The sequence below is a fragment of the Natrinema limicola JCM 13563 genome (genome assembly GCF_000337475.1).
In the GTDB taxonomy this organism is placed as follows: Archaea; Halobacteriota; Halobacteria; order Halobacteriales; family Natrialbaceae; genus Natrinema; species Natrinema limicola.
This window is the reverse complement of record NZ_AOIT01000008.1, coordinates 1-14,565: the sequence shown is the minus strand read 5'-3', so window position 1 is coordinate 14,565 and position 14,565 is coordinate 1. Positions and strand designations below refer to the sequence as shown.

At 57.6% G+C, this 14,565-nt stretch carries 16 protein-coding genes and 1 pseudogene; 6 read left to right on the top strand and 11 right to left on the bottom strand.

Features of this window, described 5'->3' with window-relative positions:
* Positions 1-262: 262 nt before the first annotated feature.
* The 3 genes from cdd to C476_RS00145 form a co-directional block, all read right to left on the bottom strand.
* Positions 263-652 (bottom strand): cytidine deaminase, encoded by a 390-nt coding sequence (cdd, locus tag C476_RS00155; protein WP_008008618.1) that lies wholly within the window; start codon positions 650-652, stop codon positions 263-265.
* 43 nt (positions 653-695) lie between these two features.
* Entirely contained in the window at positions 696-2,081 is a 1,386-nt protein-coding gene (locus C476_RS00150; RefSeq protein WP_008008617.1) for a phosphohexomutase domain-containing protein, read from the bottom strand.
* Between the two features lie 133 nt (positions 2,082-2,214).
* Positions 2,215-2,853, bottom strand: a complete 639-nt coding sequence (locus C476_RS00145; protein WP_008008615.1) for a MaoC family dehydratase — start codon at positions 2,851-2,853, stop codon at positions 2,215-2,217.
* A 266-nt stretch (positions 2,854-3,119) separates the two neighbouring features.
* Here C476_RS00145 and C476_RS00140 point away from each other — a divergent pair, with 266 nt between their 5' ends.
* From C476_RS00140 to C476_RS00120, 5 genes are all read left to right on the top strand, one after another.
* On the top strand, positions 3,120-3,437 hold the full coding sequence (locus C476_RS00140) for an AbrB/MazE/SpoVT family DNA-binding domain-containing protein (protein ID WP_049911511.1): 318 nt from the start codon (positions 3,120-3,122) through the stop codon (positions 3,435-3,437).
* A gap of 2 nt (positions 3,438-3,439) precedes the next feature.
* Positions 3,440-3,925: a hypothetical protein gene (locus tag C476_RS00135; RefSeq protein WP_008008611.1), complete on the top strand. Its 486-nt coding sequence runs from the start codon at positions 3,440-3,442 to the stop codon at positions 3,923-3,925.
* A 50-nt stretch (positions 3,926-3,975) separates the two neighbouring features.
* Positions 3,976-4,524 (top strand): poly(R)-hydroxyalkanoic acid synthase subunit PhaE, encoded by a 549-nt coding sequence (locus C476_RS00130; RefSeq protein ID WP_008008610.1) that lies wholly within the window; start codon positions 3,976-3,978, stop codon positions 4,522-4,524.
* Positions 4,521-6,116, top strand: coding sequence for a class III poly(R)-hydroxyalkanoic acid synthase subunit PhaC (phaC, locus tag C476_RS00125; protein ID WP_008008608.1), 1,596 nt, complete (start codon positions 4,521-4,523; stop codon positions 6,114-6,116). Before C476_RS00130 ends, phaC begins: the two co-directional genes overlap by 4 nt.
* Before the next feature lie 244 nt (positions 6,117-6,360).
* Positions 6,361-7,104, top strand: coding sequence for a beta-ketoacyl-ACP reductase (locus tag C476_RS00120; protein WP_008008606.1), 744 nt, complete (start codon positions 6,361-6,363; stop codon positions 7,102-7,104).
* Positions 7,105-7,129: 25 nt separating this feature from the next.
* Here C476_RS00120 and C476_RS00115 read toward each other — a convergent pair whose 3' ends face one another.
* The 8 genes and pseudogenes from C476_RS00115 to C476_RS00080 form a co-directional block, all read right to left on the bottom strand.
* Complete coding sequence (locus tag C476_RS00115) at positions 7,130-7,789, bottom strand: hypothetical protein (RefSeq protein WP_008008604.1); 660 nt, start codon at positions 7,787-7,789, stop codon at positions 7,130-7,132.
* Between the two features lie 20 nt (positions 7,790-7,809).
* The gene (locus tag C476_RS00110) at positions 7,810-8,652 is read right to left on the bottom strand and encodes a DUF4330 family protein (RefSeq protein ID WP_008008601.1); all 843 of its coding nucleotides are present in this window, start codon (positions 8,650-8,652) and stop codon (positions 7,810-7,812) included.
* A gap of 95 nt (positions 8,653-8,747) precedes the next feature.
* A complete protein-coding gene (locus C476_RS00105) occupies positions 8,748-9,236 on the bottom strand; it encodes a metal-dependent hydrolase (protein ID WP_049911510.1) in 489 nt (162 codons plus the stop codon).
* Positions 9,229-9,747, bottom strand: coding sequence for a single stranded DNA-binding domain-containing protein (locus C476_RS00100; RefSeq protein WP_008008596.1), 519 nt, complete (start codon positions 9,745-9,747; stop codon positions 9,229-9,231). Before C476_RS00100 ends, C476_RS00105 begins: the two co-directional genes overlap by 8 nt.
* 384 nt (positions 9,748-10,131) lie before the next feature.
* Positions 10,132-10,565: pseudogene (locus C476_RS00095) on the bottom strand (IS5/IS1182 family transposase); the annotation flags it as partial.
* Between the two features lie 287 nt (positions 10,566-10,852).
* The gene (locus C476_RS00090; RefSeq protein WP_083857011.1) at positions 10,853-11,233 is read right to left on the bottom strand and encodes a type IV pilin; all 381 of its coding nucleotides are present in this window, start codon (positions 11,231-11,233) and stop codon (positions 10,853-10,855) included.
* 360 nt (positions 11,234-11,593) lie between these two features.
* Positions 11,594-13,468, bottom strand: a complete 1,875-nt coding sequence (locus tag C476_RS00085; protein ID WP_008008591.1) for a hypothetical protein — start codon at positions 13,466-13,468, stop codon at positions 11,594-11,596.
* Positions 13,469-13,548: 80 nt separating this feature from the next.
* A complete protein-coding gene (locus C476_RS00080; RefSeq protein ID WP_008008590.1) occupies positions 13,549-14,058 on the bottom strand; it encodes a hypothetical protein in 510 nt (169 codons plus the stop codon).
* A gap of 227 nt (positions 14,059-14,285) precedes the next feature.
* Here C476_RS00080 and C476_RS19740 point away from each other — a divergent pair, with 227 nt between their 5' ends.
* Entirely contained in the window at positions 14,286-14,453 is a 168-nt protein-coding gene (locus tag C476_RS19740) for an HVO_A0556 family zinc finger protein (RefSeq protein WP_309545784.1), read from the top strand.
* Positions 14,454-14,565 lie beyond the last annotated feature (112 nt).

Genomic DNA, 14,565 nt, shown 5'->3' with positions numbered 1-14,565 from the left:
GAAAGAGATCAAAAACAAACGCGGTTACACCTGGAAGGGGCTGATGCTCGAAGGTGCGGAAGCATTGGACACCGGAGAGCCGTAGCAAGGCGAGTCGAGACACGAACGAATGCGATTTCTCCCCGTCGTGAACGACGGGGTTTCCTCGCTACCGCAAGATGATAGGTCATAACTCCATCGTCTGTTCACAATTTCGCCATTTATGGCAATCAATGAGAAAGCTAAGATGCAAGTGAATATCCGGGGTTTGGTTCGAGGCGATTCATTCGAGCGTCTCCTGCGTGATCGTATTTGGCAACAGTTCGCCGAGCGTGTACTCGGTCACGTCGCCGTCGCCTTCGTCACAAACCACTACCAACTCGTCATCACAGAACTCGGTGAGCGTCTGGCGACACATGCCACAAGGAGTGACGCCGTCGCGGCGATCCGAACTCACCGCGAGTCGTGCAAAGTCGCGGTGGCCCTTCTTGACAGCCTCGGCGATTGCGACCTCCTCGGCGTGAAGGCTGTTGCTGAAGTTGGCGTTCTCGAGGTTACAACCGACGAAAACCTCACCGTCTTTGGTCTCGAGGGCGGCACCGACTCGATACTCGGAGTAAGGGACGTGCGCACGGTCTTGGACATCGCGAGCGGCCTCGATCAGGTCGTCCATAGACGAGGGGTTCGACCAGTGGCCACCAAAGGATATCGACTCCCTACTGGTGCTGTTCGATCGCCGTCTCGATAACTGATCGTGCGTCGGCGACGAGGTCGTCGACGGACTCACTTTCCGCGTAGAGACGAATGTACGGCTCCGTTCCACTGGGGCGGGCGAGCAACCACGAGGCGTCGTCGAACTCGAGGCGGATGCCGTACTCCGTGTCGACCGCTGCGTCCGGGAACGTGTCGGGAAGATCAGTCTCGAGAGTGTCCATCGCGTCGGCCTTGGCCCCGTCCGGACAGTCGATGCTGACCTTTCGGTAGGGACGTTCGGTGACTGGCTCGCGGAGCGTCGCCGTGTCGCCTGCGTCGGCGACGAGCGCGGCGACCACGGCAGCGCTTGCGACACCGTCGATCCAGCCGCCGAACGCGGTGTGGATGTGTTTCCAGGGCTCGGCAGCGAAGACGATCTCGGTGTCTGCCGTCCCCTGGTCGCGCTCTCTGGCGATCCCCTCGTGGAGCACCCCCAACTGGACGCGTTCGACGCGGCCGCCAGCCGCTCGGACCCGCTCGTCGATGCGTGCCGAAGCGTTCGGTGTCGTGACGACAACGGGATCGTCGGCGTCGCTGTCAGCCGTGTAGTGGGCTGCGACCACGGCGAGAATCGTATCCTCATGGATCACCTCCCCGTCGGGACCGAGGACGACGAGGCGGTCGGCATCACCGTCGTGGGCGACCCCGAGGTCGAAGGTCCCATCCGCAAGGAACTCACTGAACTCCGTCAGCGTCTCCGGCGTCGGTTTGCTTTCGCGGCCGGGGAAGTGGCCGTCGACGGATGCATTAATCGAGACGACCGTCGCGCCGAGCCGTTCGAGGACCTGCGGCGTCGCGAGCGCGCCGACGCCGTTCCCGCAGTCGACGGCGATCCGCAGGCCGGAGAGCGGTCGGTCTGCAGTCGTCCCATCGGTGCCGCCGAACCGGTTGCGGACGTAGTCGACGACGGCGTCGCGATACCGCTCGAGTACGGAGAGCTGTTCCGAATCGCCCCATTGCTCCCAGCGGGCGAGTCGAGAGTCGTCGCTCGTGATGCGGTCGTCGATTACCTGTTCCGCATCACTGTCGTACTCGACGCCGTCGATGAAGAGTTTGATGCCGTTGTCAGCGGGCGGGTTGTGACTGGCGGTGAGCATCACGCCGCGTCGGCCACGCGAAGCAAAGGCGAGCGCGGGTGTCGGCACCTGTCCGACGCGGCGAACGTCGGCTCCGGCACTCTCGAGGCCGGCTTCCATTGCCGCCGCGAGCGCCGGCCCCGTCTCTCGACCGTCGCGACCGACGACGAACGTCTCACCGGGTTCGCCGGCGGCTTGACCGACGGCGAGCGCGAGCGAGGGTGAGACGTCCTCGACCGGACCGCGAATCCCTGCAGTTCCGAAAAGGGTCATGTAGATAGATTCCGCGAGGAGCTACTTAGCGGCGTTGCAACAGTCCCTGTATCGTCGAACGCGGCTGCCGTGAAGAGACAGAAGCGGCTGTGATACGCAGCGAGCGATTTCGTCCGTTCGACCGAGGTGTGCGTTACTCGGCAGGCAGGTCGTCGATCAGGACGACGGCCTCGCCGTTAATCACGGTCGTGTCGTCGTCTTCGTCTCGGACGAGCGTCTCGAGTCGGTACTGGTCGTTCCCGAGGCTCTCGACGACTTCAACGCGCGCGGAGACGCTGTCGCCGATGCCGACGGGACCGCTGAACTCGAGATCTTGTGAGAGGTAAATCGTGAGTCCGGGAAGCCGCGCGAGGGCGGCGCTGATGAGCCCGGAGACGAGCGTCCCATGGACGATGCGCTCGCCAAACCGGGTTTCGGAGGCGAACTCTTCGTCGAGGTGAAGCCGGTTCGTGTCGCCGCTGACGGCGGCGAACGCCCGGATGTCATCGTCGGTGAGCGTCTTCTCGAAGGTGACGGTGTCACCGACGCTGATGTAGTCTGGATCGTCAACGGTGCGGTCGAACTGCCAGTCCAGATCGGAGTAGTCGATCGACGGGATCGACGGGGCGATTCGGTCAACTTCTGCGCCGCTGCTCTCTTCGGTCGAGGGCAACATTGCAGAGACAGCAGCACGATTCGCCGCGGTCGCCGTTCGAAGGAATCCTCGCGTCATCGCCGACCACGCGTCGGTCATGCTCGCGAGATTATCTTCGCCCGCGTTCTGGTGGGACATCTACAAACGGCTAAGTGTGGCGGCTATATGACTTCTTTGGCTGTCGCAATACTGATTTGCTGGCGGAGAATCACAGTAATCGTCACTTAGAGGTCCTCTAACTGTAAATCTCTACTTACAGCGTCGGCTGTCGAACCCCCAGCCCAGCCGCGAGTCTTGTCTTTTGCAGGTGCATAATCCCATCTGATTTCTATTCCTACCATCTCTTGCCATCAAAAGACATCTAGTGGAAAGGCTTATCATGTATGCGACCCAACCAACAGGTGATGACGGACGACTCCGACCGATCGCTCTGGTTCCCACCCGCGATGTTCACCGAGCAAATGCAGGAAGCAGGCGAGCAGGTCGCTGAATCCCAGCAGGAGATGATGAAACAGTTGCTGCAGGCTACGTCGGCGAACCCGCTCGAGAACACATCGGCGTTCGGACCGATGAACATGGGCACGGCGACGTTCAAAGCCCGCGTTCAGAGCGGCGGCCGGATCAGCATTCCCGGACCCGAACGGGAAGCCCTCGACATCGAAGAGGGAGATATCGTCCAGACCATCGTCGTCCCAGTCAAACGCAACCGAGAGGATCAATAATCATGACTCAGAACCCATTCACCGCAGTATTCGACGCCCAGCGCACCGCACTCGAACAGAGCCAGTCGTTCACCCACGATGCCCTCGACGCACAGCAGACGTCGATCAGTGTCATGGCTGACGCCATCGAAACGTCGAGCTCGATGGTCGAGTCCAACGCTGAAATGACCAAGGGTGCGATCCACGCCTACTTCGACGCCATCGAGATGTCGATGCCTGAGGACGCCGCCGACTTCGACGAACTCCGCGAGCTCGTCGACGAAAGCGTTGACTCGGCCACCGAGGCCCAGTCGCAGTCGATCGACGCAATGATCGATGCACTCGAGGAGTCGGAAGTTGCCTACGAAGAGTTCGCCAAGAGCTACTCCGAGGTCGTCGACACGTCGTTCGACGCAGCCCTCGAGGCCCACGAGCAGATGGAAGAGAACATGAGCGCCGTCGCAGAGAACGTCGAAGCGGCCACCGAAGAGTTCGACGCCTCGGCGTAGACCGTCGGCCGGGCCTAGCCTTTTGATAGTCGACTCCCAATTTTATCCCAATGACAGATTCACAGCCCCAGACACAGAACTGGAACGCGTTCGTCGAACAGTGGAACGAACAGTTCCTCGAGGCACTCGAGGACAACATGGAAGCGCAGGCGCAATTCGTCGAGAGCTGGTCGGAGACCGTCGGTGAGGTCAGCGACGACGCCGAACTGTCCGACGGCGTCGAGGGCTATGCCCGCGCCTACGAGACATGGATGAACGCCTCCCAGCAGATGGTCGAGCGCATGAACGACCAGCTCGAAGGCGAAGACGTCGACGTCGAGGAGTTCCGCGATATCTGGCTCAACACGGCCAACGAGGCGTTCAAAGACGTCATGTCGACGACCGCCTTCGCGAAGATGACCGGCGAGACCGTCGGTGACGTCCTCGAACTCCAGCAACAGGCCGACGAAGCCTCCCAAGAGACGCTCCGATCGCTTGGCTTCGCGACCGAGGACGACGTTGTCGAAATCGGCGACCGCCTCGTCGAACTCGAGCGCCGCCAGCACGCTGTCGAGGAGAAACTCGACCGCGTCCTCGAACACATAGAAGACCAGCAATGAAGAACCCGTACGCAACCGCGCTGGAAATGCAGCGACAGGCCTGGGAGGCGACTGCCGGCCTAGCCGAGAAGAGCCAGGTCGCCCCCGAGCGTACCGAGACACTCGAGAACGCCGAGGTCGGCCAAACCCCAAGCGAGGTCGTCTACGAGGAGAACAAACTCCGGCTTCTCCATTACGAGTCGAAGACCGAGGAGCAACACGATGTTCCGATCCTCATCGTCTACGCGCTGATCAACAAGCCGTACATCCTCGATCTGCAGCCCGACCGCTCGGTGGTCCAGACGCTGCTCGAAGAGGGCTTCGACGTCTACCTGATCGACTGGGGTGAGCCATCCAAGCTGGACCGACAGCTCTCGCTCGACGATTACGTCAACCGCTACATCGACAACTGTACTGACGTCGTCCGCGAGCGCTCCGGCGAGGACGCGATCAACATCCTCGGCTACTGTATGGGCGGGACGATGTCGGCGATGTACGCCTCGCTGTACCCCGAGAAAGTCAAGAACCTCGGCTTGATGGCCGCTGGCCTTTGCTTTGCGGGCGACGGTGGCGTCCTCGAGCTGTGGGGCTCCGAAGAGTACTACGATCCCGAGACGGTTACCGAGACCTTCGACAACGTCCCGGCAGAGTTCTTGGACATCGGCTTTGCGCTGATGGACCCCGTCGCGAACAACGTGACGAAGTACGTCCGGTTCTACGACAACGTCGAGGACGAGGATTTCGTCGAGAACTTCGCTCGGATGGAACGCTGGCTCGACGAAGGGATCGACGTCGCCGGCGTCGCCTACGAGGAGTTCATCAACGACATCTACCAGGAGAACAAGTTGTATAACAACGAACTCGAGTTGGGTGGCGAGCACGTCGACATCACCAACATCGACATGCCCGTCCTCCAGATCGTTGCCGAGTACGACCACCTCATCCCGCCAGGAGCCTCCAAACCGTTCAACGAGATCATCTCCTCTGAGGACACCGAGACCCTCGAGTTCGCGACGGGGCACATCGGTATGTCCGTCTCCTCGCGGAGCCACGAGGAACTCTGGCCGCAGGTCTGTGACTGGTTCGAAGCGCGCTCGAACGGTACGGAAGAAAGCGCTGAGCCAGCGACACCTGGAGCTGAGGATACGGACGTCACCGGTGGCGACGCGGGAACAGCGGATCTTACCAACGGCGGCTCACCCGTTGAGACGGACTCCGATACCAGTGCACAGACCGATCTCGACTCCGTGACAAGTCCTGATACGGAAACGGATCTTGACGTCGAGACGAGTGACCTCCACGGCGAAGACCGTTCGGACGAGGAAATCATCGAGCGCGGCGAAGACGAGGTTGAAGAAGAACCCACAGAGCCCGGCGAGATGAACGTTGACGAGGACGTCGTCGAGGAAGTCACGGACGAGGAAATAGAATCCGAGACCGACGATCTCACGGAGCTGACCGGTGTCGGCCAAGCATACGCCGAGGATCTCTCTGAGGCCGGTATCGATACGTTCGACCAACTTGCGGAGGCAGATGCCGCTGACCTCGCCGCCGAGACGAGCATCTCTCCAAGTCGGATCGAAGACTGGATCGAACAAGCACAGGAGCAGTAAGCAGCTACTTGCAGATCAGCGGCCACCATCTCAGGAGCCGTCATCGCTTGGCGGCTCGAGTGTATTCCGTTTCGTATGTGATACCGATTCGGCCGGACCAGCGACGGCAATCGCTCTGGTCTGTTACCTGAACCTGTGGTCTCCGTGGGATGTGTTCACCACCTCCCCGTGGGGTTGTTATCGCCCTCAATTCACTGATAACTAACACCTCATTATTTATCATTGGGGATTGAATTGACGAACTATGTCCATGGATGGTCGTACCTGTGTGATCACAGGCTCAGCGCGGGGTATCGGTCGCGGTATCGCAGAACATCTCGGTGCAGAGGGGGCAAACGTCGTTATCAACTACCGCTCATCGGAAGACGACGCGTACGAGGCCGTCGACGCCATCGAATCGGCGGGCGGTTCGGCTGTTGCAGCCCAGGCAGATGTTTCCGACCGCGCGGCCGTCGAGCACATGCGCGAAGTCTGCCACGAGGCCTTCGGTCAGTGTGATGTGCTGGTGAACAACGCCGGCATCACTGCTGACAAGCAGTTCACCGAGATGTCCCGCGAGGAGTGGGACCGTGTGATGGACGTCAACCTCGGCGGGATGTTCAACTGCACTCAGGTGTTCTACGACGACATCTGGAACGCTGAGGAGGGCCGGCTGATCAACATCTCGAGCGTCGTCGGCAAACAGGGCAACTTCGGGCAGGCCAACTACGCCGCTGCGAAAAGTGGGATGTTCGGCTTCACTCGGACGATCGCCCTCGAGTTCGCCCAGGGTGGCTCGACTGCTAATTGTGTTGCGCCTGGTTTTACTGCCACTGACATGGTCACGAGTGTCCCGGACCACGTGCTCGATCGGATCATCGCGGAGATTCCGCTCGAGCGGCTTGCTGAGGTTGAGGACATTGCTGCTGTCGTGCGGTTCCTGGCGAGTGAAGACTCGTCGTACGTGACTGGAGAAGTGATCGACGTCAACGGCGGAATGGATCTGTAGAAGGGGTCTCTCGTAGTTCTAGTCGTCAGTGGTTTCTGGTTATTTTGGGTGTATCCGATGGCTCTGTTTCCTCGAGTGGGTCCGTTTGGGTTTCCGTCGTCGTTTCGTTGGTTGGTTTCTTCTCTGACGAGGAGTGGTTGGACTCGGGTGGCTCTGGCGGCTCGAGTGCTGTTGCAAGTAGTTTCGCTGGTCGGCTCTCGAGGAGATCTGCGAGTGAGTGTGTCGATCGAAGTGCGGCGGCCGAGAGGGCTATTGTGATAAGATGGACAGCGAACAGCGTTGTCGAGATTGAACCGGCCAGTGTGAGGGTGAGCAAGGAGAGCGGGACGCAAGCGAGTCCGACGATGCCCAGCAGTCGGATTGGCTGTGCTTGTATTGCCGTGGTGATTTTGGAGATTGTGGATTCGGCCTGCGAATTCGTGTATCCCGTCTCGAGTTCGTCTATGACTGCGTCGAGCAATCGGATGAACGGTCCGACGGTGTAAGTCTCTCGAAGATCGATCACGATGACGTCCGGATCGGGTTCTGCCGTGAGCCACTGGTAGCAGAACGACGCACGAACGTAGCTGGTGATCGTGTCTCCGAAGTCGCGGAGTTGGCTCTCCTCAAGCGCAGCCTCAATCCGGTCCGGCAGGGAGGTGAGGAATCGGACAGTAGTTGATCGCTCAAGTGGGGTTTCGAGCATGGCTAGTCGGTTATCTGTTTTCAGGGTCCGCGACGGACCAGTTCACCGCTGAAGTCATACTGTGCGGTCCGAATAGTGATCTGGGAGCCAGTCTCGAGTGACCGACCGCCGAACGTGCGTGTATCGGCTCGGTTGAAGGTAACGAGGCCAACCTCGAGGTCGACGGCAACTTTCGAGGAGCTTTCCAGTTCGCTTGTCTCGACATCGGTCACGGTCGCGACCGTTTGTCCGGCGAACCGATACTCGTCGCCGATCCCGATCGCATCAGCTGTCGTTTCCGAGACGTTCGATTCAAGCTGGACGGTTGTTTGTTCTGTCTGGAGGGTTGTACCGTCGTCCTCGAGCTGCTGGACTGTCCCCTTGAGAACGTAGTCGGCTGTATCGATCGTTAGCTGACTGCCGAGTCGGACCGAGTTGGTATCGAACTGGAACGCTGTCTTCGATGACTCAGCTGGTGGATACTCGCCATCGATCTTCGCACGGACAATCACGTGTCCGTCGCCTCCGTTCGTCGGAGAGACGTACACGTCGGTAATCGTCAGGTTGTGTCCGTCTGTGGCGACGGCTGCTTGGTCGCCCTCGTCGACGGCTTCAGCAATGTAGTCGGATTGGGTTCCCAGGTTGATCGTGGCATACTGCGTCGCCGGTTGGCCGGCGCTTACGGTTTCGTTATCAGATTGGTTGGTCGGCGTTGTGTTGGACTCGTTGCCTGCCGTTTCGGGCTCTGCAGCCCCGTTTCCGTCGCCAAGGACGCCGACGACGGCGACACCCGCGACCAAGACGGCGATGACGAGACAGACTGCAAGTGCGTCGATGACGTTGACGACGCCGAAGAGGTTCCCCTCATCGTCGATCAGCGGCATAGATTCCTCCTGAAGTTCATATAGGATAGAGTTAGCTTCTGTCCTATAGATATTGTCATGTCGAGTCTTTCTCGAGTGTGGGCCGTCGGTTGGGATCACGTGGTTTGAATCGCATATCGGTCGATTGTGACCACAGTCACCGTGATCAAGACGGCGGCTGTGAGAACTGCAGGATCAGACGAGACGTACAGGCTCGGCGTCGGATGGCGGGCCCAGCTGACGGGGTACAGCCACATACCGGCCGCACCGTCGGCGTAGGCTTTGACGCCGTCAATGAAGAGATGGGAGAGTGCACCCGCAAACAGGGCGGCAAACATTCGTCGATGTTGGTTTGCAACGACCATTGATCCGATCCCAGCGAGAATAATGGCGCCGCCAAGCGTCGACAGTGCGTCGAGGTCGAAGGGGATGCCGAGGAGTGTCTCGAGCGTGCCATTGGAGACTATCAAAGTGACTCGATTGAGGTCTGGAAGGATTGAGCCGATCATTGCTGCGGCGATCCAGTGAGCTGGTATTGGACGGTACCAACTCGCAACTGTACAGCCCGCGTACGCGAGCAAGACGTGGGTAAGAAGGTCAGCCACGATTGTGCACCTCTTCAGGTTCGGGATCTTTTGTGGTTCTTGGCTTGAAGGCGAGCTTTTGAAAGTCAATCTGCCACTGTCGGAAAAAGTACGCCACTGCTAGCAGGAGGCCGACGACGGAGGCCCCGAGTTTGTATATCGTCGCCGACGGATCGCGATTGACAACTACTGTTTGCTCTGCATGGAGTTTTGTTTTCGACTCAAGGACGCCGTAGACCTGTACGACGCCGCCTGGTTTGACGCGGTCTTCGATGCCGAGCACCTCGAGTTCGGCTGCGACGTTGTCATTGTCGTCTGTGACGTGGATCGTGATCGCGTCGGCGTCGACGGTTTGGACCTCACCAAATAGGAGTACACGCTCACCGACGAACTGTTCGGGACTCTGCTCTTGGAACTGATCGCCAGTCGGGTGTGGCCAGTTTTCGTCGTACGTCGTGTCGTAGTGGACACAGAGTCCACCGAGGGTGGTGAGGAGTATGATTGTGATCGTGATCCTGCTCGCAAGACGCATTCTTGACATTCTCACCACGGCAGGGTTTTGGTGGTATCGATGCCCCCTCGAGAGTAGTGGTTAGAAGTCGTTACACGAGCGCGATGGAACGGACCAGGTTTGTTGTTCGAGGCTGGACAGCAGAAGTGCAACTCCAGCCCGATGGCATTGCTCGTTTCGTCTGCCACCGAGGCGACGCGGGTGAGACGGAACAGTTGATCGAACTCGATTAGTATTCCGTAGCCGGTTGTGACGCAGAGTATCAGCAGGACTGTTCAAATGAGAATGTGTTTCGGTCCGTGGGTGTACTCTAGTGGACCTGCCAGTTAATTCGTACCCACCCCGGTGAGTTCTTGTTCAATCCATTCCTCTCGCTGGTAATGAACGTGAACTCATGTCTTCTCATACCGTCAACACACCAGTTACTTTCAGCGTCTGCACGGTATTTCCTGACCGCTGGCGGAAGTACGACGACGAACGGCGGCGGTCAAAGAACGTGCTGTCGAAAGCAGCGTGGCCAGACTGCGGGTGTTGCTGCGCTGAAACGCGCAGCAACGCCCGCCACACCAACATTTTCAGCCGGCCGAACGACTTGTAGATCGTGCTGTAGTCGGGGAGGTTCTCTCGATCGAGACCGAGTGCGTCACGAACCTCGGCCATGTACTTCAACCGATTCGGCGTTTCACGGTAGCTGTGGCCTTCTTCGAGCCGGAGCAGTGTATGACGACATGGACCCAGCGGGCGGACCCGCCGCTGGCGGGCTCGCCCGCGTGCTTCCCCAACGCTTGTTTGGCTAGGTCACGACACTGCTCAACGAAGTCGAGGAGATCGATTTCCATAGGGCAGAATCGAATTCCTCGGCTTCATCCTTCTAAGCCAGTAATATCGGCTGATTAGATCGCTGTTCAACAGATCAGGAATTACAGCATCCATGAGATGAACTGCATCACCACCGGCTGTATTGCCCTGTCTAACACATTATTGGCTTACGATTTTAAGTATTTAATAATTTATATTTAATATATTAAATATAAATATTCACAGTTATATAATTCAACCAAATCCAATGCTTCTAACGGTGAAAATACAACAGGAAAGCGGCCTATGTGAGCCGCAGAATCACTAATTAGTTTCCAATATCCGACTGGATAACGTTTTCGTCGCCTTCATTGTTAACTCCGATCACATTATCTCCTTCTTCACAGGTAAGCGAATCTCCGACGCTAGAGGCACCAGTCGCATCATTCTCACAATAGACTCGGTCTGTGTTGTCACCCAGCGTCGTGATAGTCACTTGGTAGGTACTATTCTCGGTGTTGTTCGAGATATCAAGTCCTGCCTGCGCGCTCGCACTCTGATTACTGCCCATATCCAGCACGAACGCCGCAATCACAGCCGCGAGAATGACGGTAATTGCAACCATCAGGATCACACCGATAACTGGCGATACTGCACGTTCCTCCTCGTTTCCGATCAGCTTCTGCCGAATCGATTTTCCATCTAACATGGGTATCATTTCATCGGTGGTAAACGGTGAGAAAGCTTTTTAGTGCGCTCCTCAAACGGTGAGGTGCGGACCAAGGGGATTGGAACCAACCCCACGTCCCCGCTTTCTCGAGCCGTCGTCACCGATGCTAATAGCATGACTGAACCCGTGCCATATATATCTAAGGGGTAGTGACCATCTCTTGGAAACGAAGGTTTTCAAAACTGATAATCAGCGATCGATTGAAGACCTACAGCGCAGTCTTGAAGCGATGCAGTCTAGCGGTCCTATATCAATCAATTTATGTTGTCAGTACAGGGATGGAAGACACGGTAGTGTGACCGTTTTTATATTTAGTTCCCGGCACTACTGATGGTTGTCCTATACTGGGAGTAGTGAGAGGACAAACTTGGCAGTCGGTCCGAAAAACGAAAACGCAAACACGCACATGAGAATGGTTGCGAGTCCGCTCCCCACGCCCAGCAGGATAGCGCCGATGGACGTATTCGTCCGGTCGAACGCTCCGGCGAGACTCCACAGTCCCGTTCCAGCCGTGACGGCTAGACTGAGAAGCGCGATTCCCTGAATCGTCTCATCAGCGGTATAGCCCTTCGTCACGACAGTAATGAGTGCGAGTTGGCCGCCAATAAGGACGCTTCCTGCGTACGTAAGACCGAGCCAGAGTGGTCGTTCGGTTACAGTGGTCCGGACCCACGAAAGACGGGCAACGGCGTAGATGGCAAGCGGGAACAGCGGATACACATAGCGGACAGTGAGTGCCGCATGAATCGGCAGTCGATAGATGTACAGCAGTGTAATCAAGATTGTATAGATCGCGACGAAAATGTCGGCGGCAAAGAGTGGACTTGATCGAAGGCTGGGAGACGTGTTTCTGATGAGCGTGTCGAAAACGGTCCGGACAGCAACGACGGGTGCAGCGATTAGCGCACCTGCAATCGGAAGCGCTTCCAAGAAGGCGACATTGATCGCGATGCCAGTCGCACCGGGCGAGGAAAACCCGAGATAGCCACTCCGAACGAACGTGTGGTACAGTCGGCCCGGTTCTTGACGGACAGCCTCGAGACCGTGAGAGAGAAATTCCGTGAAGAGCAGCGCTCTGTCGACTGTGCCGAGTAGTGGTCCGGCTCCGCCCACGATACCCTCGAGAATGGTGTTGACAATGCTGGTACCACTGCCATCCGAAGTGCTGGTACCACTGCTATCAGAAGTGCTAGTACCGTCGGCCCCGGCCCCGGAACTTTCACTTACAGCGGCTAGATCCTCAGTCACTGGAGTGTTAACTGCGCCAGCACCATAGCGGTCGAGCATCCGCGGTGGCGTAAACGGATCGCCAGCAATCAAGTAGTTCGTCAGGAAAAACGGGAGCAGTGAAACGAAAAATCCCATCGCAACTGTTGCAAGCGTTCGGACGCCGTTCTCTCGAGCAGTGGCAAAATCCGCGATTGCGAGTGCACCGAGCAAAACGAGTCCCTCAGATGCGTTTAACCAGGCAGTGAGTCCTACCGGAACGTAGGCGATCGCCCTGTATCGCCGGTACATCGAGATTCGGTCGGACTCTCGACTTCGGTAGAGGAAGAAGAGTGTGAATAGCGTGAATAAAGCCGTGAGTACATGTCGTTTCGGGATCGTCGCCCAGAGTAGAGCCGGTGAGGCGACGCCGCTAGCGATGCCAGCTGCGATCCCAATGTCGGAGGAATAGATGTGCGAGAAAAGTCGATAGAGGACAAGTGCACAGCCAGCGGCAGCGACTATCGTTGCGAGCTGGAGTGCGGGATATGCGAGGTGATCGAGCGGAAACGGTGTTGCACTTGCCACGCTGGCGACGAAGCTGACGAGTGCAAGCATCCCGCCGATGAGATGGGCTGGTTCGTGACGTCCGATCAGTCGCCCGCCAACGCTGACGGTGGCAAACACTGAAAGACTCCACAGCGCTGCAAGCGCGATGCGGATATCTGCGACTGCGGCAATGGTCTCGAGCACCCAGAGGAATGGAAGTGCGAAGACAATATGTGCGAAGTTCCGGGGATATGCCTTTCCGTTGTACTCAGCCATACCAGGCGCTCTGAGTGTCTCGCCGTACGTCGGCGTAGTAACGTGGAGGTGTCCGTCGCTTAGCGCGACCAGTCCATTGGCGACGACCAAGTTATCGTTGATCGAGAACGTCGTCCGCCAGAGGACCATCGCCGCGCTACACGAGAGGAGAAAGACGAAGACCCCGCCATAGTCTCCGAACACCAGTCGACCAAGACGGTGGATGATGGTAGCGATTCTTTCGGAATGACCGTCGAGAGTATTACCGTACTGGGATCGGTAGCTCATTCTGTGACCCCCACTGTGATATTTCGGCTGGCCACCGGTCGCTCAACTGTATTTCCGTTCTCCATACCGTGGTAGATCAGCCGTACTTCTGCGTTGTAATGGTCCTCGTCGATGCGATCCGGACTGAGTGTGGTTTTCGGGATCGAGAGTTGGCTCTTTTCGGAGGATTGGGTGCTTACTGTTGCTGTGGACAATGAGGAGAGGCCGAGTGTATCGATATTGATCTCGTAGGTAAGTCTCACGCAGCCCTGGACATCGGTTGCTCTCACTGTTGCGTCGGGTACGTCCAGTTTCCATACTTCCGCCCCGAATTCGGATCGTGTGAAGGTCGCCGATTCGGGGACTGACAATGGTTCGATTGTTGCACTCCCTTCGCTCGAGAGCGCACCACCTTCACAGGGATTATCGTAAGTCGTGAAATCTACCGGCACAAATGGGCCTGAGGCAAACACCGTCGCAGTGATGACTCCGATGACGATGACCGACGCAGCCCGGTGTTTGACCATACTGATTCTCCATATTGAAAGTGAATGAAATAAATATGTTGATGAGTGGCTGTGAAACGACCTCGCTGAGAGATAAGGTATGTCCGTCTTGACAATTTACTCTCTGCAGCGAAGTTGTAGCGGTAGAACAGTGGAAAAGACGGTGGGAAGACTGGGTCTTCTGTGTGGGACATTCACTCTCTGGAACCAGAAAGTATACACAGATAGTCTGAAATGTCTCAGCTAGAATGCAGCGTGTCAAGAAGGGACGAGATGACTCACACGTGGTGCTTGAGCGGTTGACTGATCAGACCTGTGCCTTCTGTGACGATGGGCTGCTCACACCGGGCGAGTATAAGGGCAACCAAGCAATCCTTTGTAAGAGTTGCAATACTCCCGCTGTCCAATTGTGGTAGCCCAATTGCCGTTGTTCTAAACAACCTACGAGGGCGAGTTCCCCGACCCACCGGGGTCGGGGGTGAAGCCCGACACTCGGCCTAGTGTTCCGTCTCCTCGATATATCGTTCA

Excerpts from the sequence above, each read along its gene's own strand:
- C476_RS00135 (WP_008008611.1), top strand. The coding sequence starts at position 3,440 with ATGACTCAGAACCCATTCACCGCAGTATTCGACGCCCAGCGCACCGCA.
- C476_RS00090 (WP_083857011.1), bottom strand. The coding sequence starts at position 11,233 with ATGTTAGATGGAAAATCGATTCGGCAGAAGCTGATCGGAAACGAGGAG.
- C476_RS00145 (WP_008008615.1), bottom strand. The coding sequence starts at position 2,853 with ATGTCCCACCAGAACGCGGGCGAAGATAATCTCGCGAGCATGACCGAC.
- C476_RS00150 (WP_008008617.1), bottom strand. The coding sequence starts at position 2,081 with ATGACCCTTTTCGGAACTGCAGGGATTCGCGGTCCGGTCGAGGACGTC.
- C476_RS00100 (WP_008008596.1), bottom strand. The coding sequence starts at position 9,747 with ATGCGTCTTGCGAGCAGGATCACGATCACAATCATACTCCTCACCACC.
- C476_RS00080 (WP_008008590.1), bottom strand. The coding sequence starts at position 14,058 with ATGGTCAAACACCGGGCTGCGTCGGTCATCGTCATCGGAGTCATCACT.
- C476_RS00110 (WP_008008601.1), bottom strand. The coding sequence starts at position 8,652 with ATGCCGCTGATCGACGATGAGGGGAACCTCTTCGGCGTCGTCAACGTC.
- C476_RS00130 (WP_008008610.1), top strand. The coding sequence starts at position 3,976 with ATGACAGATTCACAGCCCCAGACACAGAACTGGAACGCGTTCGTCGAA.
- phaC (WP_008008608.1), top strand. The coding sequence starts at position 4,521 with ATGAAGAACCCGTACGCAACCGCGCTGGAAATGCAGCGACAGGCCTGG.
- C476_RS19740 (WP_309545784.1), top strand. The coding sequence starts at position 14,286 with ATGCAGCGTGTCAAGAAGGGACGAGATGACTCACACGTGGTGCTTGAG.
- C476_RS00120 (WP_008008606.1), top strand. The coding sequence starts at position 6,361 with ATGTCCATGGATGGTCGTACCTGTGTGATCACAGGCTCAGCGCGGGGT.
- C476_RS00140 (WP_049911511.1), top strand. The coding sequence starts at position 3,120 with ATGACGGACGACTCCGACCGATCGCTCTGGTTCCCACCCGCGATGTTC.
- C476_RS00115 (WP_008008604.1), bottom strand. The coding sequence starts at position 7,789 with ATGCTCGAAACCCCACTTGAGCGATCAACTACTGTCCGATTCCTCACC.
- cdd (WP_008008618.1), bottom strand. The coding sequence starts at position 652 with ATGGACGACCTGATCGAGGCCGCTCGCGATGTCCAAGACCGTGCGCAC.